Source organism: Propionivibrio sp. (assembly GCF_041441355.1).
GTDB lineage: Bacteria > Pseudomonadota > Gammaproteobacteria > Burkholderiales > Rhodocyclaceae > Propionivibrio.
The window spans coordinates 130,993-157,420 of sequence record NZ_JASDTF010000004.1; the positions used below are offsets into that span (position 1 = coordinate 130,993).

Genomic DNA, 26,428 nt, shown 5'->3' on the forward strand with positions numbered 1-26,428 from the left:
CCCCCGTCGCCGGCAAACGCTCAACGCTTCCAGCACAGGCGCTCCTCGTGACCTGATGCCTCGGACGCCTCGCCCGCCGCAACGGCGCGTGGCGCCGAGGCCGGCGCCAGTTCGGCGAGCAGCCGTCCGGCGACCTGCCCGGAATAGAGCAGCGACAGGTGACCGATGCCCTCCAGCACGATCCGCCGCGCCCCGGGCAGCTGCAGATGCGCCGACGGTGCCACGTAGTTGTCGTGCTCGCAGTAGAGGGTGAGCGTGTCGACCGGTGGCGGGCCGCCGGCGTTGAGCGCCGCCAGCCACTCGTTGCCGGGTTCCATCTGGCGGCCGTTGCGCCCCGGCGCGAGATACGCCAGGCGCGAGCCGCCGTGCGGCGTCCCCAGGGTGATCAGGCGCTGCACGCGTTCGCTGCCGTTGCGCGCGAGCCAGGCCCGTGCCACCAGCCCGCCCATGCTGTGCCCGATCAGGACGACCTGGGTGGCGCCGGTCTGGGCCAGCACGGCGTCGATGCGCCGGGACAGTTGCGGCAAATAACGCTCGATGTCGACGTAGAGCGGTTCGAGGCTGAGCGTTGCGACGTTGAGGCCGGCCGCATCGAGCTTGCGGCGCAGGAACCACCACGCGGCGCGGGAACAACTGAAGCCGTGGATCAAGATGACCGGTGGCGACCGACGCGCCGGATCGAGCCGGTCGTCGCCCATCCACCAGCATTCGAAAGGCGAAACGAGCAGGTAGTTGGCGACGAAGGCCGCGTATTCCCGCCCCCAGAGGCGCAAGCGCGCCGCGGCCCCGAGCGAGGGCCGGCCGCCGGCGGTCAGCAGAAAGGTCAAACCGCAGAACAGCAGGCGCACCACCAGTACGGCCACAACGCCCCACAGCAACAGCACCAGCCCCGTCTTTCCGTAAAACCGGCTCACCAGGCTGCCGTACAGCAGCACTTCGAGCGCCAACGCAAACCTGAGAATCCAAGCCAACATCGTCGTGTCCCCTCCTGATGTCCAGAGCGTCCTTGGCCAGGGCAGCGCGCGTGGCGGCACGCTGTCGCGTGCGGTCGACCAGCGTTTTTAGTGTTCTAGAGAAAGCCGCTGAGCCGGACCGGCAGGGGAAGAGCATCCTCCAAGCGCGCTTTTTGCGCAAGCCGCCCGGACTTTAGGCACTCCGGCCAAGGCCATCGGCCGCGCCCCACCGCACGTATCGGCGCGCCGTGGCGGCAGGCTGGAGGGCAATCAGGACGGCGCTTCCAGCGGCATGAAGCCCCCGAGCGCCCGTGAAACGGGCGCTCGGCCAGGACGCAGGGACAACAAACGCCGCATCCTGCCCCGGGACGCGTACGGGGCTTAGTTCTCGAGCACGTCGCTTTCGATCAACGCAAAGCTGCGCTCGGCATAGGCCGCGCCGAGGTCTTCGGAGTAGCTGAGCGACTTCCAGAGCGGCTCACCCGGCCCACCCGCGGCCGTCGGCATTTTGGCGAGCAGTTCCTCCGGATCGAATTTCAGCGCCGCGGGCTGGTCGGCAAAGCCGTCGACCATGACCAGCTCCGGCAAAACCTCCTCACGCAGGCATCCGCCGACGAGGAGTGCGACCGCAACCACCACCAGGGAAGCGTTTTTCATCACCGACTCCTTTCGATTCCAACCAGTCGTGCCGGGAAGGCGTGTCCCGGCGGACACGGAACGGCGCAAGCGCCGCCCGTATCGTTGACTGTTTTGCTCGGAATTAGTTCGGCTCGAAGCGGACGCCGGCGCCGCCTTTCGCAACGTCGACTCAGCAAGGGCAGAAAACAAAAACCCTTGCAACCTCAGTGGCTTGGACAGAGCAAACGGGCATCACCCAGCCACCGGGACGTGGCGCGAAGCGCCGGCCTAGGGCCTAGGCGCCCTGCGGGAACGCCTGCGCGTAGCCAGGCACCGAGCCCTCGGTTTTGAACGGGGCGGCGAACGTAAGCGCCGGCGCCACTCCGGCAAAAATGCGCTCGGCAAAGGCCTCGAATTCGCCGACCGGCATCGGCCGCCCGATCAGGTAGCCCTGACAGGCGGAACACCCGACGCTGGACAGGAAGTCGCGCTGGGCATGAGTTTCGACGCCCTCGGCGATCACCCCCAGGCCAAGGCTGCGCCCGAGGGCGACGATCGAACGAACGATGGTTGCGTCGCCTGCATTGCGCAACACGTCGCGCACGAAAGATTGGTCGATCTTGAGCTGTTCGAACGGCAGGCGGCGCAGGTAGGCGAGCGAGGAGTAGCCGCTCCCGAAGTCGTCGAGGGCGAATCCGACCCCGCGCGCCTTGAGCATTTCCATCTTCCCGATCAAGGACTCGACGTCGTGCACCAACAGGCTCTCGGTCAGTTCCAGCTTGAGCCGGCGCGGATTGGCGCCGGTCTTGCGCAGGGCGGCGAGCACCTGGTCGACGAAATAGTGCTGGCGGAACTGGTAAGCGCTGACGTTCACGGCGATGGTCAGCCCGGCCTTGGCCGGATCGGACGACCACAAGGCCAGCTGGGCGCAGGCGGCTTCAAGCACCTGGTAACCGATGGCGACGATCAGCCCGGTGTCTTCGGCCAGAGGGATGAACTCGGCGGGTGAAATCAGCCCGCGCCGCGGGTGATTCCAGCGCACCAGGGCCTCGGCGCCGACCAGACGCTGGTCTGCGACCTGAGGTTGATAGACGTTGAACAGCTCCCCGCGTTCGAGGGCGCGACGCAGGTCGACCTCCAGGGCGGTACGCTGACGGATGCCGCGCTCGATCATCGGATCAAAAAAGCGCACGGTATTGCGGCCAGCCCCTTTGGCCGCGTACAAGGACATCTCGGCCTGCTTGAGCAAATCCTGCGCCGAAGTCGCCGAGCCGCGGAACAGCACCACCCCGATGCTCGCCGAGGCGACCCGGTCGAAGAGGTGGAACTCGGTCAGCGATTCGAGTGCGTGCCGACATTTCTCGGCGATCAGGCTGGCCGCGCTGCCGGCGTCCTCGACGCTCGTCCCCAGCCCCCCGAGGACCAGCACGAACGCATCGCCGCCGGTACGACCCACCGTATCGCCTTCGCGCACGCTGCCCTGCAGCCGCTGGGCGACTTCGGCCAGCAGGCGGTCGCCGGCCTCGTAACCGAGCGTGTCGTTGATCATCTTGAAATGGTCGAGGTCGATCGCCATCAGCGCGCCGTAGAAACCGCTGCGCGCGCTGACGTTGATCGCCTGGCGCAGGCGGTCGTCAAGCAGGCGCCGGTTGGGCAGGCCGGTGAGCTGGTCGTGGAACGCGAGGTCGTGGATGCGCTCTTCGGCCGACTTGCGCTCGCTCATGTCGCGGACCTGGACGATCACGCTGTTCCCGCCCAGGTCGCGGAACGTGGCGACCGACACCTCGGCCGGGAACTCCGGCCCGCAGGCCGGGGTGAAACGGCATTCGAAAGTCTCCGGCGCCGCACGCCGCGCCCCCTGCGCGCCCAGACCGACACGCCGCACGAAGACCGCGGCTTCGTTCGTCGAGGCGCAGACGACCGCGATGTTGCGGCCGACCAGATCGTCCGGCCTCGCCATGCCGGTCAGCGCAAGCAGCGCGTTGTTGGCGATCAGGATGCGCCCGTCGACATCGCAGACCATCACCGCATCCGGGAAATGGCGGATGACGCGCTCAAGGCGGCGCTGCGAACGGCCGGCGGTGTAGAACAGCAGCACCAGCGCCAGCAGCAGGTGTGCCACCCACTGGACGTAGAACACCGCTTCGCTCTGCGCCGGGGTCGAAAAATAGGGCCAGTCGGTCAGCTTGTACAGGAAGGCCAAGGCCTCGAGCATGAACGCCACGCCCACCCAGACATGACGCAAGCGGAAAAGAAACTGCACGGCCGCCGCGGCGTAGCCGGAGACGAAGAGCACAGTGACCAGCACGCGCGCAGCGAGATCGCCGTAGGCGTACGAGACCACGACCAAGAGCACGGCGACGCCAAGCACCGCCGCGCCGACGCCGCCCAGGCGAACCTTGCGCCCGCCCATCAGCAGGGCGCCGACGCCGACCGCGACGAGGGAAATCGAGGTCGCCAACAGCGCCACGCCGCACAACCACAGGCTGGCCGCTTCCAGGTGGCGGAATCCCGACACCGCGGCGACCGCGAGCGCCAGATAGGACGCGCCCCAGGCCAGCGTGGCCCGGTTCGAACGCTCCCCACCCCAGACGAAGCAAAACGCCGCGCCTATGGCCATCAAGGTCGCGGCGACCACATCGTAAATCGGAAAGTACATCTTCCCCTTGACTCCCTCTGCACGACCCGGCGCTCTCTGTCGCCTGGGTCCGAAGGCGCATCATGCCACAGGCCGCTGATACGCCGAAGCAAAAGGGAAAGGCCCGAGCGGATGAACCGCTCGGGCCTTTGGGTACGGTCGCCGTCCGAAGACGGCACCTTATTGTAGCAACGGCTCTCACCCCGGAAAGCTACAAGGCTGATATTCTATGCCTCTCGGATATCGGAGTGCAAGGCATATGGAATCCCATACCATTGGCCTCGACATCGGAATCGCCTCGGTCGGCTGGTGTGTCCTCGGAGAGCGTCGGATTATCGATTTGGGCGTACGCGCCTTTGATAAAGCCGAAACCGCCAAGGAGGGCGAATCGCTCAACAAGGTGCGGCGCGATGCACGCCTGATGCGACATCGGCTGCAAAACCGCGCTTGGCGCCTGACCAAGCTGGCACGCCGACTAAAAAAATACGGTTTGATTGAGAACATCGCGGTGCTCAAAGCGCCACCGTGCAACGGCCAGAAGACCCCGAATTTATGGGCGCTACGCGTTGCCGCCCTTGACCGCTGCTTGTCACCCGAGGAATGGGCACGGGTTATCTACCATCTCTGCAAGCACCGCGGGTTCCACTGGATCAGCCGCGCCGAGGAAAAGAAGGCCGACGAAGACAAAACCGGCGAAGGCGGCAAGGTCAAGCAGGGGCTGGCTGGAACGAAAAAGCTGATGGCTGAGAACGGCTACCGCAGCGCAGCCGAGATGGTTGTCGCCGAATTCCCGACGGCCCAACGCAACAAGGCCGGCGACTACGGCAAGGCGCTCTCGCGGGTACTTCTGGCCCATGAGCTGGCACAGCTTTTTCAACGCCAGCGTGAACTCGGCAACCGGCACGCGGATTCGGGACTAGAAGAAGCCATCCTGGGCCAAGGCGACCGCCAGGGCGGTCTTTTCTGGCAGCAGAAGCCAGCTTTAGCCGGGGCGCAACTCCTTGCCATGCTGGGAAAATGCACCTTCGAGAAAAGCGAATACAGGGCACCCAAGGCCAGCTTCACCGCCGAGCGCCACGTCTGGCTGACACGACTCAACAACCTGAGAATTGTCGTCGACGGCAGCACGCGCCCGCTGAACGAAGCGGAACGCCTGCACGCCCTGCCGCTCCCTTACAAGCAAGCCGGCGACTTCACCTACAAACAATTGCATGCGGCACTGGCCAAAAAGGGCTTGCTGCCCGAATCGTTTGCCTTCGCTGGACTGCGCAGCAGCAAAGGCAAGGATCCTTTGAGCGAGAGACTCGTCAAGCTCCCGGCATGGCAGGAACTGCGCAGCGCGTTCAAGAAGGCGGGCTTGGAAACCGAGTGGGAAGGTCTGGCCGGCGCCGCGATGAGCGGCAATCCCGAAACTCTCGACCGTATTGCCCGGGTGTTGACCGTCTTCAAAGATGGCGAAGAAGTGGAACGTGAATTGCGCGCCCTGGCCCTGCCGGGCGCTGAAACAACCGTGCAAGCCTTGCTCGACCTCGGCTTCAGCGACTTCCACGCGCTATCGCTCAAAGCGTTACGCAAAATCGTACCGCTCATGGAGCGCGGCCTGCGCTACGACGAAGCCGTCACCGCCATCCCCGAGTACGGGCATCACAGCCAACTGGCCACCCCACTGCAAGGCAAGCAGCGTTATCTGCCGCCTTTCTACGCCAAGCGCGACGAAAAGGGGCGCATGGTTTTTGCCGAAGACCTCGACGTACCGAAAAATCCGGTCGTCCTGCGCGCGCTCAACCAGGCGCGCAAAGTGGTCAACGCCATCATTCGTGAATACGGCCCGCCACAAGCCGTGCATATCGAAATGGCGCGCGACCTCTCACGCCCATTGAATGGCCGGTGGACAAAAGAAGGGCGGTTTATCGAAGGGCGTAGAGATGTTGAAAAAGAGCAGGAGAATTTCCGCGAACGCAACGAAAAAGACAAAGCCGATTTTGCCGAGTTTTTCGGTCGACCGCCCAAAGGCAATGAATTCGAGAAATACCGCCTGTACCGCGAACAACACGGCCAGTGCGCCTACAGCCAGCAGCCGCTCGCGCCGAACGGCAACGTCGCGGCGATCTTCGCCGACGGGGCAACCGAAATCGACCACGCCCTGCCCTACTCGCGCAGCTTCGACGACAGCAAGAACAACAAAGTCCTCGTCCTGTCCAAGGAAAACCGTGACAAGGGCAATCTCACTCCGTTCGAATACTTCTACCGGGTCGACGGCGAGGCCGGCGGCCCGCGCTGGCAACGCTACGTAGCCTATGTTGAGGGCAACAAATCGTATCGCCAAGCCAAGCGTACCCGACTGCTACGCAAGGACTTCGGCGACAAGGAGGCTGAGGGCTTCCGTGAGCGCAACCTGAACGACACGCGCTACATCTGTCGTTTCTTCAAGAATTTCGTTGAACGTTACCTGCAACTGGCCGACGACAGCACCGCCAAGCGCTGCGTAGTCATCAGCGGCCAGCTCACGGCCTTCCTGCGCGCCCGTTGGGGCCTGCACAAAGTGCGTGGCGACAGCGACCGCCACCATGCGCTCGACGCCGCCGTGGTCGCCGCGTGCAGCCACGCGATGGTCAAGCGCTTGTCCGACTATGCCCGACACAAGGAACTTGCAGACGTGCGGAACGGGTTCCCCGATCCGGAGACGGGCGAAATCATCGACCCCGCGCTGTTCCGGCAAATACACGAGCACTTCCCCGATCCCTGGCCACACTTCCGGCATGAATTGCTCGCACGACTCAATACCGACGATCCGCGATTGCTCCGCGAAGACATGGCCCGCTTGGGCACCTACCCGGAAACCCCGCTTGCTTCACTACGGCCGCTATTCGTATCGCGCGCGGCTCAGAAGCGTGGCAGCGGACCGATTCATGAAGAAACGATTCGCTCCGCAAAACTGATTGACAAAGGCAAGAGCTTTGTTCGAACGCCTCTTTACAAGTTGAAACTGGCAGATCTCGACAATATTGTCGGAGCCACGTTTTCACACAATCATAAGATGATCGCGTTACTTCGAGAGCGCTTAACAACCCATGGAGACGATGGAAAAAAAGCGTTTGCAGACCCCGTATTCAAACCGTCGTCATCAGATATCCGTGGGCCTGAAATCAAGAAAGTGAAGGTTATTTCGACGCAGAAAGGAGGGGTGCGTATTCGGGGCGGAGTTGCGGAACTCGGGCCAATGCACCATGTTGATGTGTATCGACTTGGGAAAGGCTTTCAGATATATCCTGCCTATATCGCCAGTCATACCACGCGAATCAGCAATGAGGTACCGCCCGATAACGCAGTCTTCTGCTTCTCATTAACCAAGCACGATTACGTTGAAATTTCATTCGGTGACAAGAAATGCTCGGGCTACTTCGTGATGTACGAAAGCGATGGGCGCCTCACACTTCGCGCGCACGACCAACCGATACCCGATAAGAACTACTTCCGAAAATCGGTCCTATCTGCAACAAACATGCGGAAATTCAACGTCGACGTCTTGGGCAACATCTACCCCGCGCCAGTAGAGGCACGACGTGGGCTGGCGTAGCCTGCTGATCACCCGCCCGGCCCGGCTGCGGCGGGAGCATTTTTCGCTGGCCATCGAACAGGAAGAGACGGCCTACGTCCCTTTCGAGGACATCGCCGTCATCGTCCTTAATCACCGCGAGATCAACCTCACCCACTCCGTGCTCGCGGCCTGCGCGGAATACGGCATCGGCCTTTACGCCACGGGCGACAACCACCAACCGTCCGGTGTTTTCCTACCGTTCTTGCCTCACTCGCGCACAAATCGCTTGCTGCGCCTGCAACTCGACATCGCCCGCCCCTTGGCCAAACAGGCGTGGGCCGCAATCGTTCGGCGCAAGATCGAGAATCAGGCGCTCTGCCTGCGTTTGGCTGGACTCGACGGTGCCGACCGGCTTGACTCTTATGCCCGCCGCGTCCGCTCGGGCGATCCGGACAATCTCGAGGGCCAAGCCGCCGCCTACTACTTTGCACAACTCTTCGGCCCCGCCTTCTATCGCGCCGAAGAACGCTGGTGCAATGCCGCACTCAATTATGGTTACGCCGTGTTGCGTGGTTCCATCGCGCGCGCTCTGGTCGCGCATGGCCTGCACCCGACCATTGGTCTCTTTCATGACAGCGAACAAAACGCTTTCAACCTCGCCGATGACCTCATTGAACCTTTTCGCCCAATCGTCGACCTGCACGTACGCAAAAATCTTCCATCCGCCGAAGGCGAATTGACGCCCACGGACAAAGCGGCGTTAGTCGCGCTGCTTAACGTCGACACGGGCATGCCGCAAGGAAGCATGGCTGTACTTTCATCGATCGAATACGCCGCTCAGAGCCTGGTGCGACTCTTCGAGCATGACGACAGTACGCTCCATCTCCCGACACTGACCGGGCTCCAGGCACACCGCCTGGAATGCTGACGCCGTGGGTGAGGAGACACGCCGTTTCATGCGCCTACTCGTGTTCTTCGACCTCCCCACGGTGACCAAGGTCGAAAAACGTGCCTACGTCCAATTCCGCCGCTTCCTGATCAACGACGGTTACGACATGATCCAGTGGTCGGTCTACGCGCGCCTGCTCAACGGTGCCGACGCTCAGGAAAAACATCTCAAGCGCTTAGTCGACGCGCTTCCTCCAGCCGGTTCGGTACGCTGCATGACTGTCACCGAAAAACAGTTCACCGGCATCCGGCTACTTGTCGGCCTGCCTCTTTTCCAGGAAAAAAAGGTCAATGCTGATCAAATGCTACTGTTCTGAGACATTCTCCAAGAAAAAATCCCGCTCCCAGCCAAGGCTGGGAGCGGGATTCATGACTGCCAGATTGTAGCTTTCCGGGGTGAGAGAGGGAGCTACAACGGCTCGGGCAACGAGCCGATGGGCGTGCTCGATTGTAGCTTTCCGGGGTGAGAGAGGGAGCTACAACCTGCGCGCGGCCTCTCGTACTGCACGCTGGGATTGTAGCTTTCCGGGGTGAGAGAGGGAGCTACAACTGGTCGTGGTCGAGGTCGAGCCGTCCGGAAGATTGTAGCTTTCCGGGGTGAGAGAGGGAGCTACAACGGAGGGTCAAACCGCCTGATTAACCGCGTGGATTGTAGCTTTCCGGGGTGAGAGAGGGAGCTACAACTGAATCGGTCCTAAGGAAGAACCACCATGGGATTGTAGCTTTCCGGGGTGAGAGAGGGAGCTACAACTTCCGCCTGGAGAACACGCCGGTGCTGCGCATTGTAGCTTTCCGGGGTGAGAGAGGGAGCTACAACCGCAACCGGGATACGACAGCAGAGCATAGCGATTGTAGCTTTCCGGGGTGAGAGAGGGAGCTACAACGCGCAGGCGACGATGAAAAGGAGCGCGCTGGATTGTAGCTTTCCGGGGTGAGAGAGGGAGCTACAACGGCAGCGTCCCGACGGCGCACGCGGAGGGGGATTGTAGCTTTCCGGGGTGAGAGAGGGAGCTACAACACATCCGATGCAGTCTATGCCTTCGTGCGCGATTGTAGCTTTCCGGGGTGAGAGAGGGAGCTACAACTGCCGAACTGGGAGGGGCGTGATGCTTGAAGATTGTAGCTTTCCGGGGTGAGAGAGGGAGCTACAACCGTATCGCGTGGCGGGAAAGCAACAGACAAGATTGTAGCTTTCCGGGGTGAGAGAGGGAGCTACAACCGAAAGGGGCAGACGGCGGCAACAGGCGGCGATTGTAGCTTTCCGGGGTGAGAGAGGGAGCTACAACTCCCAGGTAGGTTGTTTGCCCTGCGGTAGGGATTGTAGCTTTCCGGGGTGAGAGAGGGAGCTACAACTGAATCGATCCTTAGGAGAACCACCATGGAGATTGTAGCTTTCCGGGGTGAGAGAGGGAGCTACAACTACCTTCATGTTCGGCCCGACCGGCGCGGGGATTGTAGCTTTCCGGGGTGAGAGAGGGAGCTACAACTTGCCGACCACGACCAGTACTGGCTGCGCCGATTGTAGCTTTCCGGGGTGAGAGAGGGAGCTACAACCTTCGCGGTGATGAAGGACGCGCTGACGAAGATTGTAGCTTTCCGGGGTGAGAGAGGGAGCTACAACGTTCTACGGCCTCTTCATCATCGAGGAAGTGATTGTAGCTTTCCGGGGTGAGAGAGGGAGCTACAACGACGTAGCGCGCTCGGCCAACTCGGCAAGCGATTGTAGCTTTCCGGGGTGAGAGAGGGAGCTACAACCGCTGGCCGATCGCGTCCTCGCGCTCGACTGATTGTAGCTTTCCGGGGTGAGAGAGGGAGCTACAACGTGCTTTTTGTTTCAGCGACGACGAACGGCGATTTCACGCCCGCGCCAGCGCGACGCAGGTGCGGGCCAGGATGGTCGTCGGGTCGAGCAGAACGACGCGGCGGTCGCCAACGGCGAAATTTTCGTCCATGGCCAGGATGAGCGGCAGCTCGGTGCAGCCGAGGAGCGCCACTTCGGCGCCGCGGTGGACGAGGTGTTCGAGGGCGCGCATCAGGTCATCGCGGCACGGGCCGGACGTAAAGCCGGCCTTGACGCCGTGCTCGCCGTAGATGGCGCGCATGACGAGCGCCTGATGCTCGGCGTCGGGCACCAGGATTTCCAGCCCCGCCGCCTCGACGATGTTGTGGTAAACACGGCTGGCGATGGTGCCGTTGGTGCCGAGCAGTCCGACGCGACGGCACTGCGGGTGCTGGGCGCGAATGTAGGCAACCGTTTCGGCCAGCATATTAACCACCGGAATCGAGAGGCAGGGTTGCACGCGGGCGACGAAGGCGTGTGCGGTGTTGCAGGGGATGGCAATGAAGTCGGCGGCGTCGAGTTCGAGCTGACGGCAGGTGGCATAAAGTTCACCGGTCGGGTCGACGCCGTCGCCGACGAGGTGGGCGGTGCGGTCGGGAATCTGCGGATTCATCTCGATGACGAGCTTGACGTGGTCCTGGTCACGTCCGGCCGGGGTGTTGCGCACGATCTTGTCGGTGAAGTCGACGGTCGCTGCCGGCCCGACGCCGCCGACGACACCGATCTTGCGCGGCTGCGTGCGCGGCGCAGCGTCGAGTTCGAGCGCATAACGGGCATAGACGAGGTTGAGGTCGACAAGTGGATAACCGCGCTCACCGAGGGCATCGACGGCCAGCGCGTAGCGGGCTTCGCCGGTGAGGATCAGCGCCGCGCCCTGTGCCCGTAGTTCGGCGCAGGCCTGCGCCAGACGCTCGATGCCGGCCTGGCTGAGAACGGCGACGTCGTCGGCAGGCAGATCGGCCGCCGCATCGGGGTAACACTGGGGCCAGCGCTCAAGACGCGCCGCCAAGGCGGCGCGCAGCGTCGGATCGGCGCCGAGCACGCCCAAGCGGAGGCCGCCGGGAGCAAAACGTTCGAGGTGCGCACGCACGGCGGCAAAGAGATCGACAAGCGCTGCAGGCGCCGGCGAATGCAGCCGGGCGTGATCCCCCAGGCCGGGCAACAGCACGCGCTCGGCGCCCTGCCGGCCGAGCGCTTCGAGGGCGTCAGCCACGATTTCGGGCGTGGCTACGACACGTTCAGCGTACAGGAGGTCGAGCGCACCGGCACCGGCACCGGCACCGTCGCGCGCCCGCGCCAAGCGACGCAGTTTGAAGACCAGATCCGCTCCAGCCAGACCGGCCTGAGCGCCAAAAACGCCAAAACAGTACTTCCGAGCCACCGAAACACTCCTTTGCTTTTTTGCCAGTTACCCGCCGTTCGGGGCACGTTTATGACCCGTTAGCGAACGATCAGCGATTTTACTAAGCCCTTTGAAAACGCAAGAAATATTTGCATTTTCACACATTAAAACACTTACTAGGTCCGTCTGCTCAATGCTGTTAAACTGCCGCGTTTTCAAGAATAACAACACTGTCGACTCACCTATATTGGAGAGCAAGTTCCATGTCATTCACTCAAAGAATCATCGACTTTTTCAGCCGTAAAAGCACCGCGTCCAAGGGCGGTGGCGACAAGGCGATCAGCAAACAGAAGGCCGGTGGCAAGCTTACCGCACGCGAACGGATCGAGGCCCTGCTCGACCCCGGTTCCTTCCACGAATACGATCTTTTCGTCCAGCACAAATGCAAGGATTTCGGCATGGACGGCAAGGAGCTCGCTGCCGACGGCGTGATCACCGGCACCGGCACCATCTCGGGTAAACCGGTGTGCATCTACGCGCAGGACTTCACCGTCGCCGGCGGCTCGCTCGGCAACATGCACGCGCGCAAGATCACCAAGGTGATGGACCACGCGATCAACCTCGGCATCCCCATCATCGGCATCAACGACTCGGGCGGCGCGCGCATCCAGGAAGGCGTGAACTCGCTCGCCGGCTACGGTGAGATTTTCTACCGCAACACCCTCGCCTCCGGCGTGGTGCCGCAGATTTCGGTGATCCTCGGCCCCTGCGCCGGTGGCGCCGTGTACTCGCCGGCGCTGACCGACTTCGTGTTCGTCGTCGACCAGATCTCCAAGATGTTCATCACCGGCCCGGAAGTCGTCAAAACCGTGCTCGGCGAGGAAATTTCGATGGAAGACCTGGGCGGTGCGCGCGTCCAGGCCGAGACCTCGGGCAACGCACACTTCTTCGCCCGCAGCGAACAGGAATGCTTCGACCAGATCAAGCGCCTCTTCGCCTTCCTGCCGGCCAACTACCGTGAGCGCTCCGAGCCGCTGGCGGTCAAGGAGCCGAAGCGTCAGTACAAGATCGAGTCGGTGATTCCGAAGGACTCGAAGGAACCGTTCGACGTGCGCGACGTGATCCGTGCCCTGGTCGACGACTCGGAATTCATGGAAGTCTATGAACTCTTCGCCCCCAACGCGGTGATCGGTTTTGCCCGCGTCAATGGCGAGACGGTCGGCATCATCGGCAACCAGGCGCTCTACCTCGCCGGCGTGCTCGACATCGACGCCTCGGACAAGATCGCCCGCTTCATCCTCTTCTGCAACGCCTTCAACATCCCGCTGCTGACCCTGATGGACATCCCGGGCTACCTGCCGGGTTCCGACCAGGAACACGCCGGCGTCATCCGCCACGGGGCGAAGGTGCTCTACGCCTACAGCGAAGCCTCGGTGCCGAAGATCACGGTGATCCTGCGCAAGGCCTACGGCGGCGGTTACATCGCCATGTGCTCGCACCACCTGCGCGCCGACTTCGTCTTCGCCTGGCCGACCGCCGAAGTCGCGGTCATGGGTCCGGAGGGCGCGGCCAACATCATCTTCCGCAACGAGATCATGTCCGCCGACAACCCCGACGAAATGCGCAAGCAGAAGGTGCAGGAATACACCGAGAAGTTCGCCAACCCCTACGTCGCCGCCTCCAACGGCTACGTCGACGCGGTCATCAACCCGGAAGAGACGCGCGCCTACATCGCGCACGCGCTCAAGGTTTCGCGCAACAAGAGCGAAACGCGTCCGGCGCGCAAACACGGCATCCCGCCGCTGTAAGCGAGGCCTGCCATGAGCGAACAGGAAAAGCTCGCCGTTCTCAGCCTCGAGGGCGGCACCTACGAAACGCGGCTGACCGAGAAATTCGCCCAGCGCCGCCGTTTCGAACCGCAGGACCCGCGTGTCATCAAGGCCGCGATTCCGGGCGTCATCGACACGATCGAAGCCACGCTCGGAAAAACGGTGAACGCGGGCGACACGCTGATGATCCTCGAGGCGATGAAGATGCGTAACCGCATCAAGGCGCCCCTGGCCGGCAAGGTCAAGGCCGTGCATGTCGCCGTCGGCGACAAGGTGGTCAAGGGCCAGACGCTGATCGAGATCGAATAAGCCGCGGCGCCTCAGGCGCCGTCCGAACAAAACGCCGGAAAGACCATCGAGCGGTCTTCCCGGCGTTTTTTTGCGCCGCATTCGGCCTTCATCCGGCCTTGCTTACGCAAAGCCCATTCCATGCGCCCTCTCGCCCGGCTGGAAGGCGCATGGAATGGACCGTTCAGGCCGCCATCCTGGCGATGGCGCGGCCAAAAAAAGACGCCCGCCGGAGGCCGTCCAAACGGGCACGGCCAACCGGCGGGCATCAGGACAATGGCTTAGGCGCCGGTGTAGAACTCCTTGTACTCGGAACTCGGCTCACGTTCGGTGTAAATGTAGAGCAGGACGCCGTTCGGGTCCTGGATGCTGAACGCCCGGTCGCCCCAGGGATGGTCGGTGATCGGCATGATCGGTTCGATGCCGCTGGCCAGAATGCGGGCGCATTCCATATCCACGTCTTCGACATGCAGGTTGTAGGTCAGCCCGGCCGGTGCGCACAAGGCCTCGCCATGCTGCGGTTTCATGAACTGCAGGCAGGCGCCGCGCTCGCCGAATTCGAGGTTGATGTACCAGCCGCAATCGAAGGTCACCCGGGCACCGAGGTGCTTGATATAGAACGCGCGGGTTTCTTCCAGCCGATCGGTGGTAATGCAGGCAGATATATCACGGACTTGCATGATCGTCTCCTCGTTCAACGGCACACGGAAAAAGCCCATGCACCTGTCCTGACTTTAGGCTTCTGTCGAACGGGCGTCTACCCCCACGCGCACCAGACGTGAAAACGCCTGCCCGCAGGCAGGCGTGGTCGGGAGAAATGCGCTCAGGCGGCCGGCGTTTCGTTCGCGCGCTCCTGCTCGCGCGCCGCCGCCTTGACCGTCTGCCAGACCGAATACGCCAGCGACAGGGCCGCCAGCGCGATGAAGAACAGGGCAATCGGCTTGTCGAGGAAGACCGAGAAACTGCCCGACTTCTCAACCATGGCCATGCGGAAATTCTTCTCCAGCGTGCTGCCGAGGATCAGCCCGAGGACCATCGGCGGGATCGGAACGTCGAGCTTCTGCATCGAGTAGCCGAGCAGGCCGAAGAGCACCAGCAGCACGAAGTCGAAGGCGCTGTAGTTCATCATGTAGGTGCCCATGAAGGCGAGACACATGATGATCGGGATCAGCAGGCGTTGCGGCAGGGCCAGCAGTTTGGCGATGTAGGGGACCATCGGCATGTTCATGAACACCAGCACGATGTTGCCGATGAACATGCTGGCGATGACGCCCCAGGCGACGTCCGGGCGCATCTCGAAGAGCATCGGCCCGGGCTGAACGCCGAGCATCATCAGCGCGCCGAGCATCACCGCGGTGGTGCCGGAACTGGGGATGCCGATCGCCAGCATGGGAATGATCGACGCCGTCGCCGAGGCATTGTTCGCCGCTTCCGGCGCGGCCACGCCGACGATGTCGCCCTTGCCGAAATCCTCGGGATTCTTGGCGAGCTGACGCTCGGTGGTGTAGGCGATGAGCGAGGTCATCGAACCACCAATGCCGGGCAGGCAGCCGAGCAGGAAGGCGACCGGCGTGCTGCGGATGATCGGCGTCTTGATCCGGTTCCAGTCCTCGCGGGTGATCATCACCCGGCCGATTCTCTTGGTATCGATCTCGTGCTTGACGTTCATCTCGGCGTAGCTGCTGAACACCTCCGAGAGCGCGTAGGCGCCGATGATCGCCACCAGGAAATCGACGCCGTCCTGCAGCACGTCGAGCCCCATGGTGAAGCGCACCAGGCCCGATTGCCCGTCGATGCCGATGCTGGCGACGACCAGGCCGGCGAAGAGCGAGGCGAGGCCGCGCAAGAGCTTGCCTTCGGCCAGCGTCACCGCCGCGGTCATGGCAAAGAGGATCAGCGCGAACATCTCGGCCGGGCCGAACTTGAGCGCGAAACTCGCGGCCAGTTGGGCGAGCAGCACGACCATCACGCAGGCGATCATGCCGCCGATGAAGGAGGCGATGGCCGATGTCGCCAGCGCCGCCCCCGCACGCCCGTTCTGCGCCATGCGGTAGCCGTCGAAACAGGTGACGATGGACGAGGCGTCGCCCGGGGTGTTGATCATGATCGAGGCGATCGAGCCGCCGAACATGGCGCCGTAGTAGATCGCGCACATGGTGATCAGCGCCGTCGTCGGGTCCATGCCGTAGGAGACGGGGATCAGGATGGCGATGCCGGTGGCCGGGCCGACGCCCGGCAGCATGCCGACGAGCGTGCCGAGGAAGCTGCCGATGACCACCCACATCAGGTTGGTCAGCGAAAGCGCGTTCTGGAACCCGAGGCCCAGGTTGGAGAGGACTTCCATCATGGTCGTGTCTCCCTCAGAAGGCCAGAATGCCGCGCGGCAGGCTGACTTCGAGCAGGACGAAGAACAGCACGTAGGTCGTCACCGCGAAGAGCAAACCGATCGAGAGGTTGAAGAGGTAGCGCCCGCCGTAGGTGATGAACATCATCGCGCTCATGAACAGGAAGGTCGCGATCAGGTAGCCGAGCGGCTCGAGGATCACCCCGAACACCAGGCCCGCGAGGCAGGTCAGGCCAATGCGCAGCATCAGCGGCTTTTCGGTCTTCAGGTCGAAGATCACCGCCCGGTTTTTCTCGCTCGGTTTCTCACGCTTGAGCACCAGCAGCAGGCCGACGCAGAGCAGCCCGAAGGAAACGAGATAGGGAAAGGCTTTGGGACCGATCGGATCGGCCACCGGTGGAACCACCAGGCAGCTCGTTGCATAAAGATAAAGGCCGCCGAGGATCAGGGACACGATCCCGGTCAGCCGGTTTTTGGTCAACGTCACGAAGTCACCTCAGAAATTGTGCTGTCCTGCTTAACCGGGACGCGGGCGCGCCCACCCTTCCGCCCGCGGCGGAAGCGGAAACCGCGATCGAGATCGCCTCCCCCGGTGCTCTTGTTCTCTGCACATCGGGCGAGCCGTCGCGGCCCACACCGCAACGACCCGCCGCGACAAGACTGCGTTTATTGCGCTTTCTTCAGGCCGAGTTGCTCGACCAGCGGCGCCAGGGTGGCGTTCTGATCGGCCAGGAAACGACGAAACTCGAGCGAGCTCTTGTACGTCACCTGCTGGTTCATCGACTCCATCGTCTTCACGAAGGTCGGGGACTTGGCGATCCGGGACAGGGCGTCATCCCAGTACTTGATCTGCTCCGCCGTCATTCCCGGAGGGCCCATCACGCCGCGCCAGTGCGGGAAGACCATGTCGATCCCTTGCTCCTTCCAGGTCGGAATCTCCGGCGCCATGCTCGAACGCTGGTCGGCGCTGATCGCCAGGATGCGCAGCTTGCCAGCCTTGTGCTGCTGCAGGGTTTCGGACATCGCCGTCGTTGCCGCGCCGAGGTGGCCGCCGAGCAGGCCCATCACCAGATCGCCGCCGGCTTTCTCATACACCACCCACTTGAGCTTGCTGACGTCGACGCCGGACGCCTTGGCGACGCGGATGAAGGACAGGTGGTCGTTGTTGCCGAGCGAGGGGCCGACGCCGACGGTGATCACGCCCGGATCCTTCTTCAGCGCCTCCATCAGTTCCTTGCCGGTCTTGTAGGGCGAATCGGCCTTGACCGCGACGCTGATCCACTCGCTGGTCAGCATCGCCAGCGGGGTGAAGTCCTGATAGCTCAGCTTGCTGCTGCCGAGCAGGTTGTTGAGCAGAACCAGCGACGAGTTCATCGCCAGATAGTGTCCGTTGCCTTCCTTGCCCTTGAGGTAGTTCCAGCCGGTCGCACCGCCGCCACCCGGCTTGTTCGAAACGATGATGTTCTTGCCGACGATCTTGTCGCTCGTCGCCGCCCGTTGCAGTGCGCGTGCAGTCAGGTCCCAACCGCCGCCCGGCCCGGCCGGAGCGATGAATTCGACGGTGGTGTCCGGCTTCCAGGCTTTATCCGTCGATTGCGCCTGGGCAGCGCCGAAGGTCAAAGCGGCCATGGCCATAATCAGGTATTTCGCGCTTCTCATTGTGTTGTCCTCGGTAAGAAATATCTGCATACAAATAATCCCCCCAACCCTGCGATCGACTTCGCGTCCCGAGCCCTCCCCGCCGCCGGAGCGGCGCCTCGAGAAACGGACCTCGGTCCGCTTCGCTCCTCGCATCACTGCAGTACAACAACACCCGACGGACGCCTCAACGCAGCGTTCCTGCGTCGAGCCTCGGCTCCGCATCGTGCGCGGCAGCCGTCCGGCGAAGCCGCCAGGGCGCATGGCGCTGGCGACCGGCTCGTCCGCTTTGATTTACAATCGGTAACACAGTTCAACCAATCGTAACCAAATCTATCGTGCTCCCGCGCCGACACCCGAGACGCCGGAGACACTGGCAAAAAAACGCCTGCCAAGCGACAGGCGAAAGTCATGACCAAACCGGCAACGGCGGCTCACTTCCCACACGCAAGCACAGGCTTCGCACGCTAACTTTCTTTCCGCACACGAAGCGCGATCACCAAGCACGCGACACACCACAACGTTTGCTTGGTTTACATTTTGTAACACAAGTCAAAGACTTATTACATTTGATTTTCGAATACATCCGCCGGAGGCCGTCGGACGGACAAAAAAAGCCCGCCGAAGCAGGCGGGCTGACAAGCGTCCGGGATTCGTGATCCCGGATAGGGGTACTGGCGAACTTCAATCCGTCTAGCAACGTTCCCAGATCGTGGCGATGCCCTGACCGCCGCCGATGCACATGGTGGCGAGGCCATAACGGGCGTTGGTGCGTTGCATTTCGTGCAAGAGCTTGGTGACGATCACCGCGCCGGTGGCGCCCACCGGGTGCCCCAGGGCGATCGCCCCGCCGTTCGGGTTGGTCTTCACGGGGTCGAGGCCGAGCCCCTTGGCCACGGCCAGCGCCTGCGCGGCAAAGGCTTCGTTGGCCTCGATGACGTCGATCTGGTCGAGCGAGAGGCCGGCGCGCTTGAGCGCCAATTGCACCGCGGGAATCGGGCCGTCGCCCATCACCCGGGCTTCGACGCCGGCCACGGCCTGGGCGACCAGCCGGGCCATCGGTTTGCGCGCCCCCACTGCGGCGCCGTCGGCCAGAACCAGGAAGGCTGCGCCGTCGTTGATCCCCGAGGCGTTCCCCGCGGTCACCGTTCCACCGTCCCGCTTGAACGCGGGCTTCATCTTGGCCAGCGCCTCAAGGGTGGTCGCGCGCGGATGCTCGTCGGTATCGAACACCACCTCGCCCTTGCGGGTCTTGAGCGTGATCGGAACGATCTGCGATGCGAACCGCCCTTCGGCGATCGCCTGCGCCGCGCGTTGCTGCGACACGAGGGCGAATGCATCCTGTTCTTCGCGGCTGATGCTCCACTTCTCTGCCTGGTTCTCGGCCGTCATGCCCATGTGGCCGGCGCCGAACGGATCGGTCAGCGCGGCGACCATCATGTCGACCATCTTGCTGTCGCCCATGCGCGCGCCGCTGCGCATCGCCGGCGACAGATACCCCCCGGCCGACATCAGCTCGACGCCCCCCGCCAGGCCGATTTCGGCATCGCCGGCCCGGATGGCCTGCGCCACGCTGATGATCGCCTGCATCGCCGAACCGCAGAGCCGGTTGCAGGCCATCACCGTCGACGTCATGGCCATCCCGGCATTGACGGTCAACAGCCGCGGTACGTAGGGGAAATTCACCCCGCAGGGGATCACGTTGCCGACCACGGCATAGGTCGCTTGCGCGCCGTCGATGCCGGCACGGACAAAGGCTTCACGGGCGACGGTGGCCCCGAGTTCCTCGGGGGAGAGCGTGGCGAGCGAGCCGCCAAAGGCCCCGATGGCGGAACGCGCCGCGCTCAGGGCAAAGACTTCATGGGTCATGAGGACAACTCCTTCTTTCTTCGTTGAGGCTTTCGCCTGCCCGGTCCTGGCCCGGGCAGGCGACGATCGGATTTACAGGTGCGGTGCAGTGTACGGCAGCGTGAGACCCAGCAACCAGAGCATGATCAGGACCACCGGCGTGTGGAAGATCAACTGCAAGGTCGAGTAACCGGCCAGGTCACGCGCCTTCACCCCCGTCAGCCCCATCAGCGGCAGCATCCAGAACGGGTTGATGAAGTTGGGCAAGGCTTCTGCCGCGTTATAGACCTGCACCATCCAGGCCAGGTTTACCTTCAGCTCGGTCGCTGCCTGCAGCAGGTAAGGCGCTTCGACGACCCACTTGCCCCCGCCCGAGGGCAGGAAGAGCCCGAGGATGGCCGAATAGATGCCGCCGATCACGGGCAGGGTTTCGGCAGTCGAGATCGAGACGAAGAAGTGCGCCAGCACTTCGTTCAGCCCGGACCCCATCATCACCCCGAAGATCCCGGCATAGAGCGGGAACTGGAGCAGCACCCCGCCGGTCATCGGCACCGATTTCGCCGCCGCGCGCAGGAAGGACTTGGGCGTCCAGTGCAGCAGCATGCCGAGGATCAAGAACATGAAGTTGTAGACGTTGAGGTCGAGCGCGGCGAGCCCGCCCTTGGTGCGGAAGACGTCGAACAGGTAGATCAGGCCCAGGGCGACGACGACCAGCGTCAGCACCGGGCTGTATTCGAGCTTCTCGCCCGGCGTCTGCGGCGTGCCGATGTCTTCCTGGCCGTCGTCCTTGTAGGTGATGCCGGCCATCTCGGCGGTCTTGGCGTGCTCAGCGTCGGGCGTCGAGACGTAGCAGATCCACATCGAGAGCACCACGAGGACGACGATCATCACCAGGTTCTGCCAGGTAAACAGCGTCTCGCTCAAGGGAATCACGCCGCTGATGTTGAGCAGCGCGGGCGGCAGCGAGCCTTTGGTGGCCATCAGCAAGGCGGCCGACGACGACAGGCCCAGCGCCCAGACGCTGCCCAGGCCCAGATAGCCGGCGGCGCCCATGGCGCGGTAGTCGATGCCCGGAACGCGGCGGCTGATCTCGCGCAGCAGGATGCCGGCGAAGATCATGCTGAAGCCCCAGCTGAGCAGCGAGGCGACCATTGCCATGAAGGCCACGTAGGTCACCGCGCCTTTCGGCGTCTTCGGGTAGCGCGCCAGGAACTGGATCACGCGGCGCACCGGCGGCGCGACCGCGACGATGTAGCCGCCGATGACCACGAAGGCCATCTGCATGGTGAAGGGGATCAGGTTCCAGAACGACTTACCGAAGTCGACCGAAATCTGCACCGGCGTGCGGCCCATCGCCAGCGCGGCGGCGGCCGTCACCAGCACCGCGATCGCCGCGAAAACGTAGGCATCGGGAAACCACTTCTCGCTCCAATCCGCGAGTGTTGCGCCAAGGCGGGCCATCGCCCCCTGCTCGGGCCCTTTGTCGTCGCGCGCAGCGCCGGTCGACTTGGGCGTGTTGCCATCACTCATCATTTGACTCTCCTCATTGGTGTTGTCGATTTTTCGGCGACCGCGACCATCCTGCGCGGCCGCCGGGATGCGGCCTACAGGCCGGCTGGAAGGCGCATGGAATGGCAATCCGGGGCCACCTCGAACTCGGCCTCGGTTTTGGCGCGCACGTCTTCGACGCTTACGCCGGGCGCCGTTTCGGTCAGCACCAGGCGTCCGTCGATGAAGCGGAACACCGCCAGTTCGGTAACGATGGCCGAGACCTTGCCCGCTGCGGTGAGCGGCAGCGTGCACTGCTTGAGGATCTTGGCGCCGCCGTCCTTGGTCGCGTGTTCCATGGCGACGATGACGTGCTTGGCGCCGGTGACGAGGTCCATCGCCCCGCCCATGCCCGGCACCATCTTGCCCGGCACCATCCAGTTGGCGAGGTTGCCGTGCTGGTCGACCTGCAGGCCGCCGAGCACGGTGGCGTCGACATGGCCGCCGCGGATGATGGCAAACGACGTCGCGCTATCGAAAAAGACCGTTCCCGGGACCATGCCGCAGGGCTTGCCACCGGCATTGACGAGGTCGGGGATCGGTTCGCCTTCGAGCAACCCCATGCCGAGGAAACCGTTCTCCGACTGCAGGGTAATGCTCACCTCCGGCGAGAGGTAGTTGGGCACCAGGGTCGGCAAGCCGATGCCGAGGTTCACCACGTCGCCGTCCTTCATTTCCTGCGCCACGCGGCAGGCAATCAGATTCTTCGCGTCCATCTCATTTCCCTCCGCTCAGGATCAGGGCGTCGACCACGACGCCCGGCGTCATCACGAGATCGGGGTCGATCTCGCCGGCCTCGACGATCTCGCACACCTCGGCGACCACGAAATCGGCGGCCATGGCGATCAGCGGATTGAAATTGCGCGCCGCGCGGCGGTACATCAGGTTGCCCTTGGTGTCGGCCTGGTGGGCCTGGACGATCGCCAGATCGGCACGCAGCGCCTGCTCGACGAGGTAATCGACGCCGCCGATCCTGAGTTTGGTCTTGCCCTCCTCGACCACGGTGCCGACGCCGGTCGGCGTCAGCACGCCGCCGAGGCCCGCGCCGCCGCAACGGATGCGCTCGGCCAGCGTGCCCTGCGGCACCAGTTCGACCTCCAGTTCGCCGGCAATCATCTGGCGGCCGGTCTCGGGGTTGGTGCCGATGTGCGAGGCGATCACCTTGCGCACGCGGCGCTGGGCGATCAAGACGCCGATGCCGAGCTCGGGGGTGGCCGTGTCGTTGCCGATCACCGTCAGGTCCTTGACGCCCGAGTCGAGCAGTTCCTTGACAATGCCTTCCGGCGTGCCGCAGGCCATGAAGCCACCGAACATGATGGTCATCCCGTCCCTGAAGTGCGGCCGCAAGTCGGCGTAAGCGATCTGCTTGCGGTGTGTGCTCATGGATTTCACTCCTTTGTTATGAAATGCAAACCATGTCACCTACAGCAGCATGCATGCCAGGTGCCGCAAGCACTTATTTAATCTACATAAATCACTTTTTCAGCTGTTTTTTTCGCCCCCAAGACCGCGCAAAAAACAGCGCACAAGAATCTGTCCTTTACGGCAGAAAAAAACACCAAAGCCTCTTGCCGACGTACGCCCGGGAGCCCCCTGACCGCGTGCAAGCTCAGGCCGCCTCACGAAGCGGGGACGAAAAAAAGGCCGCGATCGCGGCCTTTGGCGAGGGGGCACATATCACCCGGCTGGGTGCGCAATTTTATTCACAGGGAATACCCGAAAGTGCGCACTCGCCGTCGTCGAGATTGAGCTCGTGCAGCTTATAGAGCAGGGCCCGGCGACTGATTCCGAGTTCGTTGGCCGTACGCGAGCGGTTGTCCTGATTGCGGTCGAGCGCCTGACGAATGACGCCGGCCTCGAACTCGCGCAGCAGGGCCTTGAGCGTGCGCGCGGCGACTTCGGGCGCTGCGCGGCTGGCGGCGACGACCGGCAAAGGCAGGTCTTCGGCGAAGATCGTCGAACCGCTGCTCATCACCACCGCCCGCTCGACGGCATTGGAAAGTTCGCGCACATTGCCCGGCCAGGCATAACGCTGCATCACGGCCAGGGCATGGTCGTCGAAACCGTCGATCTCGCGCCCATGCTCGGCCGTGAATTTGCGCAGGAAATGCGCCGCCAGCACCGCGATGTCGTCGATGCGTTCCCGCAGCGGCGGCACGGTCAGGCTGACCACGTTCAGACGGTAGAAAAGATCGCTGCGGAACGTGCCCTCGGCGACCATGGCTTCGAGGTCGCGGTTGGTCGCGGCGACGAGGCGAACATCGACGCGCAGCGTCTTGTCCCCGCCGACGCGCTCGAACTCGCGGTCCTGCAGGACGCGCAAGAGCTTGACCTGCAAGGCAAGCGGCAGCTCGCCGATCTCGTCGAGGAACAGCGTGCCGCCGTCGGCATGCTCGAAGCGCCCGGTCCGCCGGGCCACGGCGCCGGTGAAGGCGCCTTTCTCGTGGCCGAAGAACTCGCTCTCCAGCAGCCCTTCGGGAATCGCCCCGCAATTGACCTTGACGAAGGGCTTTTGCGCCCGCGGGCTGTTGTAATGCAACGACGCCGCCAAAAGCTCCTTGCCCACCCCGCTCTCGCCGTGGATGACCACCGTGGCGTTGCTCGAGGCAATGCGCGCCACCGACTCGCACAGCGAGAGCATGCCCGGATCGCGCGTCACGATACGGTCGAAGCGGTAGGCCTGCGAGAGCTCGTGCTGCAACTGGCCGATCTGGCGCCGCATTTCGCGCATCTGGAAGGCGCGATTGACGAGCAGGCCGATCTCGGCGAGGTCGAAGGGCTTGATGACGAAGTCGAAAACGCCGTTCTTGATCGCCCGCACCGCCGTATCGAGGTCAGCGTAGGCGGTCATCAGGATCACCGTCGCGCCGGGGCGCAGCTCGAGCATCGCGCTCATGGCCTCGATTCCCGAGAGGCCGGGCATGCGGATGTCCATCAGCACGATGTCCGGCGACTGGGCGCGGAACACGGCCAGCCCCTCCTCGCCGCTGCCCGCGGTTGAAGTCTGGAAACCGTCGCGCGCCAGCACGGCGGCCAGCATGCGGCGAATGCTTTCGTCGTCGTCGACGATCAGGATCTGGTAATCGGCTCTCATGGTTTTCCGGGAGATGTCGAGGCCTGCGGCAGGATCAGGGTCACCGTCGTGCCGAGGCCTTCCTCGCTTTCAATGTCGATGCTGCCCTTGTGGCGTTCGATGATGCGCCGAGCAATTGCCATGCCCAAACCGGTTCCGGCGGGCTTGGTCGAGAAAAACGGTTCAAAAATCCGCTCACGCACCGCCGCCGACATCCCGCAGCCGTTGTCGGCGACGCTCAATGCGACGCCCGCAGGGTGCGCCGCGCTGACGATGCACACCGTCCCTTCGCCACCGGCCAGCGACTGGATGGCGTTAACCACCACGTTGAGCAGCACCTGCTTGAACTCGCCGGCGTCGACCTCGATCTGCGGCAAGCCTTCGGCCAGTTCGACGACGAATTCGACGCGCCCGGCGCGCGCACAGTCGCGGGCCAGCAGCAGGATGTCGCGCACCATCTGGTTGAGATCGGCTGGCGCGGCATGCAGCGGTCGCGAACGGACGAGGTCAAGCAATTCCGAGACGATGCGGTTCAAGCCATCGACCTCGCGTACGATGATGTCGCCGTATTCGCGCCACTCCTTGGGATCGGTCGAGCCTTGCAGGTACTGGACGAAGCCGCGGATCGAGGTGAGCGGCGTGCGCAACTCGTGGGCGATCCCCGCCGCCACCTCGCCGACCGCGGCCAGACGGTCGGCCCGGATCACCTGCAAGCGCAGAGAGTGCGTCTCGCTAATGTCGCGCACCACCGCCACCGCGCCAAGCTGGCGGCCACGCCCGTCGAACAGCTGGCTGGTGCTGACCTGGACGTGCGGCGTACGCTGCGGCAGCGGATAGTCGAGCTCGACGCCGCGATGCTCATGCCCGGTTTCCAGGGTATCGACGACGAGGCTGCAGAAATTGGCGTCGGGCCGAAAGAGCGCCGCATACGGCTGCCCGACCACGGCCGCGGCCTCGCAACCGAAGAGGGCGCAGCCGGCCGGATTGATGTAGGTCACACGATGCTCGGCATCGACGGTGATCACCGCATCGGCCAGGCTGTCGAGAATGTTCTGGTGCATCGACCGCGCCTTGAGCAAATCCTGCGCGAGGTCGTTGATCGCCTCGCCGATCTCGCCGATCTCGCCGCGCACCGGCGGAATCGAGGCGCGCAGGTCGAAACGCAGGGCATTCAGCCCGTCCTTGATCGAAGCCACCCCCCGCGTCAGCTGCGTAATGACGAAATAGACCACGCCCAGCGACAGAGCAAAGCCGAGCAGGGTCATCGAATAGACCGCCAGGCGCATCGTCCCGGCCTGACGGTCGATGGCGTCGAGCAACTCGTTGGCCCAGATGTAACCGACCACCTCGCCGTTTTCGACGATGGGGCGCATCACGTTCATGATGTTGCCGCGCACCAGCCCGCCGCTCACCGTCATCGGCGTCCGCGTCGCCATCACCTGCCAGCCCGGATGCTCAGGCGGGATGGTCATGCCCACCGTGTCGCCGTACTGAGCACTCGGCCCGTAAGTGACGATGGCCTGCATCCCCCGGTGGAAAAAGCCGACGCCGACCTCGGGAAAGGCGCGCGCCACCTCATCGGTGTACGGGCGCAAGCGCTCGTTGAGAAAGGCCAGTTGCGCCGCACGGTCGTCCGGCGCGCCGACATACCCCGCGAGCAGGCCGGCATAACCGCCCTGTGCCGCGAGGTGCGCCGCAAGCAGATCGCCGACGCCGGCCAGATGCACCTGTTTTTCCTCGACGATGGCTTCATGCCCGCGCAGCTTGAGCATGTAGCCGGTAGCGATGATCGGCAGACCGACGACCGGCAACAGGACGATCATCAACTGCAAGCGCAAGGATGACGGCCAGAAGCGGAAGAAGAAACGCAAAACGGAGCGCAGCATGGTCGGGACCGCAGCGAAACGGCACGCCCGGAGGGCAATGAAACCGCCGATGGTAACGCGCCCGGCCCGACGAAGCCATCCCCATCGCATACATCAC

The 26,428-nt window shown here is 63.5% G+C and carries 19 protein-coding genes and 1 CRISPR repeat array; of the genes, 5 read left to right on the top strand and 14 right to left on the bottom strand.

Features of this window, described 5'->3' with window-relative positions; all coding sequences use genetic code 11:
- Nucleotides 1-20: 20 nt before the first annotated feature.
- The 3 genes from QMB55_RS01390 to QMB55_RS01400 form a co-directional block, all read right to left on the bottom strand.
- Nucleotides 21-974 (bottom strand): esterase/lipase family protein, encoded by a 954-nt coding sequence (locus QMB55_RS01390; RefSeq protein ID WP_497586864.1) that lies wholly within the window; start codon nucleotides 972-974, stop codon nucleotides 21-23.
- Nucleotides 975-1,334: 360 nt separating this feature from the next.
- On the bottom strand, nucleotides 1,335-1,610 hold the full coding sequence (locus QMB55_RS01395) for a hypothetical protein (protein ID WP_497586865.1): 276 nt from the start codon (nucleotides 1,608-1,610) through the stop codon (nucleotides 1,335-1,337).
- Nucleotides 1,611-1,866: 256 nt separating this feature from the next.
- Nucleotides 1,867-4,230 carry a putative bifunctional diguanylate cyclase/phosphodiesterase gene (locus QMB55_RS01400; RefSeq protein ID WP_497586866.1) on the bottom strand — a complete coding sequence of 788 codons (2,364 nt, stop codon included), beginning with the start codon at nucleotides 4,228-4,230 and terminating at the stop codon, nucleotides 1,867-1,869.
- Between the two features lie 238 nt (nucleotides 4,231-4,468).
- On the opposite strand from QMB55_RS01400, the gene cas9 reads away from it, so the two are divergent.
- Genes cas9 through cas2 form a run of 3 tightly spaced genes read left to right on the top strand, consistent with a single transcriptional unit; the run spans nucleotide 4,469 to nucleotide 9,012 of the window.
- Entirely contained in the window at nucleotides 4,469-7,786 is a 3,318-nt protein-coding gene (gene cas9 / locus QMB55_RS01405) for a type II CRISPR RNA-guided endonuclease Cas9 (protein WP_497586867.1), read from the top strand.
- Complete coding sequence (gene cas1, locus QMB55_RS01410; RefSeq protein ID WP_497586868.1) at nucleotides 7,773-8,675, top strand: type II CRISPR-associated endonuclease Cas1; 903 nt, start codon at nucleotides 7,773-7,775, stop codon at nucleotides 8,673-8,675. The genes cas9 and cas1 overlap by 14 nt, the downstream gene beginning before the upstream one ends.
- 28 nt (nucleotides 8,676-8,703) lie before the next feature.
- Nucleotides 8,704-9,012: a CRISPR-associated endonuclease Cas2 gene (cas2, locus tag QMB55_RS01415; protein WP_497586869.1), complete on the top strand. Its 309-nt coding sequence runs from the start codon at nucleotides 8,704-8,706 to the stop codon at nucleotides 9,010-9,012.
- A gap of 62 nt (nucleotides 9,013-9,074) precedes the next feature.
- Nucleotides 9,075-10,517: direct repeats of the CRISPR family, unit length 37 nt; unit sequence GATTGTAGCTTTCCGGGGTGAGAGAGGGAGCTACAAC.
- A 34-nt stretch (nucleotides 10,518-10,551) separates the two neighbouring features.
- On the opposite strand, the gene cuyB is transcribed toward cas2, so the two are convergent.
- A complete protein-coding gene (gene cuyB, locus QMB55_RS01420) occupies nucleotides 10,552-11,916 on the bottom strand; it encodes a cysteate racemase (RefSeq protein WP_497586870.1) in 1,365 nt (454 codons plus the stop codon).
- Between the two features lie 224 nt (nucleotides 11,917-12,140).
- Between cuyB and QMB55_RS01425 the strand changes: the two genes are divergently transcribed.
- Complete coding sequence (locus QMB55_RS01425; protein WP_497586871.1) at nucleotides 12,141-13,685, top strand: acyl-CoA carboxylase subunit beta; 1,545 nt, start codon at nucleotides 12,141-12,143, stop codon at nucleotides 13,683-13,685.
- A gap of 12 nt (nucleotides 13,686-13,697) precedes the next feature.
- Nucleotides 13,698-14,015: a biotin/lipoyl-containing protein gene (locus QMB55_RS01430; RefSeq protein WP_497586872.1), complete on the top strand. Its 318-nt coding sequence runs from the start codon at nucleotides 13,698-13,700 to the stop codon at nucleotides 14,013-14,015.
- Nucleotides 14,016-14,275: 260 nt separating this feature from the next.
- Here QMB55_RS01430 and QMB55_RS01435 read toward each other — a convergent pair whose 3' ends face one another.
- The 10 genes from QMB55_RS01435 to QMB55_RS01480 form a co-directional block, all read right to left on the bottom strand.
- Nucleotides 14,276-14,674 (bottom strand): VOC family protein, encoded by a 399-nt coding sequence (locus QMB55_RS01435; protein ID WP_497586873.1) that lies wholly within the window; start codon nucleotides 14,672-14,674, stop codon nucleotides 14,276-14,278.
- A 143-nt stretch (nucleotides 14,675-14,817) separates the two neighbouring features.
- A complete protein-coding gene (locus QMB55_RS01440; RefSeq protein ID WP_497586874.1) occupies nucleotides 14,818-16,341 on the bottom strand; it encodes a tripartite tricarboxylate transporter permease in 1,524 nt (507 codons plus the stop codon).
- 13 nt (nucleotides 16,342-16,354) lie between these two features.
- Nucleotides 16,355-16,825 (bottom strand): tripartite tricarboxylate transporter TctB family protein, encoded by a 471-nt coding sequence (locus tag QMB55_RS01445; RefSeq protein ID WP_497586875.1) that lies wholly within the window; start codon nucleotides 16,823-16,825, stop codon nucleotides 16,355-16,357.
- A gap of 179 nt (nucleotides 16,826-17,004) precedes the next feature.
- Nucleotides 17,005-17,997 (bottom strand): Bug family tripartite tricarboxylate transporter substrate binding protein, encoded by a 993-nt coding sequence (locus tag QMB55_RS01450; RefSeq protein ID WP_497586876.1) that lies wholly within the window; start codon nucleotides 17,995-17,997, stop codon nucleotides 17,005-17,007.
- 672 nt (nucleotides 17,998-18,669) lie between these two features.
- A complete protein-coding gene (gene bktB / locus QMB55_RS01455) occupies nucleotides 18,670-19,845 on the bottom strand; it encodes a beta-ketothiolase BktB (protein WP_497586877.1) in 1,176 nt (391 codons plus the stop codon).
- A 72-nt stretch (nucleotides 19,846-19,917) separates the two neighbouring features.
- Nucleotides 19,918-21,357 carry a short-chain fatty acid transporter gene (locus tag QMB55_RS01460; RefSeq protein ID WP_497586878.1) on the bottom strand — a complete coding sequence of 480 codons (1,440 nt, stop codon included), beginning with the start codon at nucleotides 21,355-21,357 and terminating at the stop codon, nucleotides 19,918-19,920.
- Nucleotides 21,358-21,428: 71 nt separating this feature from the next.
- Complete coding sequence (locus QMB55_RS01465) at nucleotides 21,429-22,088, bottom strand: 3-oxoacid CoA-transferase subunit B (protein WP_497586879.1); 660 nt, start codon at nucleotides 22,086-22,088, stop codon at nucleotides 21,429-21,431.
- A 1-nt stretch (nucleotide 22,089) separates the two neighbouring features.
- Entirely contained in the window at nucleotides 22,090-22,755 is a 666-nt protein-coding gene (gene atoD / locus QMB55_RS01470; RefSeq protein ID WP_497586880.1) for an acetate CoA-transferase subunit alpha, read from the bottom strand.
- A gap of 316 nt (nucleotides 22,756-23,071) precedes the next feature.
- Nucleotides 23,072-24,466 carry a sigma 54-interacting transcriptional regulator gene (locus tag QMB55_RS01475; RefSeq protein ID WP_497586881.1) on the bottom strand — a complete coding sequence of 465 codons (1,395 nt, stop codon included), beginning with the start codon at nucleotides 24,464-24,466 and terminating at the stop codon, nucleotides 23,072-23,074.
- Complete coding sequence (locus QMB55_RS01480) at nucleotides 24,463-26,331, bottom strand: ATP-binding protein (protein ID WP_497586882.1); 1,869 nt, start codon at nucleotides 26,329-26,331, stop codon at nucleotides 24,463-24,465. The genes QMB55_RS01475 and QMB55_RS01480 overlap by 4 nt, the downstream gene beginning before the upstream one ends.
- Between the last annotated feature and the right edge of the window lie 97 nt (nucleotides 26,332-26,428).

Excerpts from the sequence above, each read along its gene's own strand:
- QMB55_RS01425 (WP_497586871.1), top strand. The coding sequence starts at position 12,141 with ATGTCATTCACTCAAAGAATCATCGACTTTTTCAGCCGTAAAAGCACC.
- bktB (WP_497586877.1), bottom strand. The coding sequence starts at position 19,845 with ATGACCCATGAAGTCTTTGCCCTGAGCGCGGCGCGTTCCGCCATCGGG.
- QMB55_RS01440 (WP_497586874.1), bottom strand. The coding sequence starts at position 16,341 with ATGATGGAAGTCCTCTCCAACCTGGGCCTCGGGTTCCAGAACGCGCTT.
- cas2 (WP_497586869.1), top strand. The coding sequence starts at position 8,704 with ATGCGCCTACTCGTGTTCTTCGACCTCCCCACGGTGACCAAGGTCGAA.
- QMB55_RS01475 (WP_497586881.1), bottom strand. The coding sequence starts at position 24,466 with ATGAGAGCCGATTACCAGATCCTGATCGTCGACGACGACGAAAGCATT.
- QMB55_RS01430 (WP_497586872.1), top strand. The coding sequence starts at position 13,698 with ATGAGCGAACAGGAAAAGCTCGCCGTTCTCAGCCTCGAGGGCGGCACC.
- QMB55_RS01435 (WP_497586873.1), bottom strand. The coding sequence starts at position 14,674 with ATGCAAGTCCGTGATATATCTGCCTGCATTACCACCGATCGGCTGGAA.
- QMB55_RS01480 (WP_497586882.1), bottom strand. The coding sequence starts at position 26,331 with ATGCTGCGCTCCGTTTTGCGTTTCTTCTTCCGCTTCTGGCCGTCATCC.
- QMB55_RS01450 (WP_497586876.1), bottom strand. The coding sequence starts at position 17,997 with ATGAGAAGCGCGAAATACCTGATTATGGCCATGGCCGCTTTGACCTTC.
- QMB55_RS01390 (WP_497586864.1), bottom strand. The coding sequence starts at position 974 with ATGTTGGCTTGGATTCTCAGGTTTGCGTTGGCGCTCGAAGTGCTGCTG.
- cas9 (WP_497586867.1), top strand. The coding sequence starts at position 4,469 with ATGGAATCCCATACCATTGGCCTCGACATCGGAATCGCCTCGGTCGGC.
- atoD (WP_497586880.1), bottom strand. The coding sequence starts at position 22,755 with ATGAGCACACACCGCAAGCAGATCGCTTACGCCGACTTGCGGCCGCAC.
- QMB55_RS01400 (WP_497586866.1), bottom strand. The coding sequence starts at position 4,230 with ATGTACTTTCCGATTTACGATGTGGTCGCCGCGACCTTGATGGCCATA.
- QMB55_RS01465 (WP_497586879.1), bottom strand. The coding sequence starts at position 22,088 with ATGGACGCGAAGAATCTGATTGCCTGCCGCGTGGCGCAGGAAATGAAG.
- QMB55_RS01460 (WP_497586878.1), bottom strand. The coding sequence starts at position 21,357 with ATGATGAGTGATGGCAACACGCCCAAGTCGACCGGCGCTGCGCGCGAC.
- QMB55_RS01395 (WP_497586865.1), bottom strand. The coding sequence starts at position 1,610 with ATGAAAAACGCTTCCCTGGTGGTGGTTGCGGTCGCACTCCTCGTCGGC.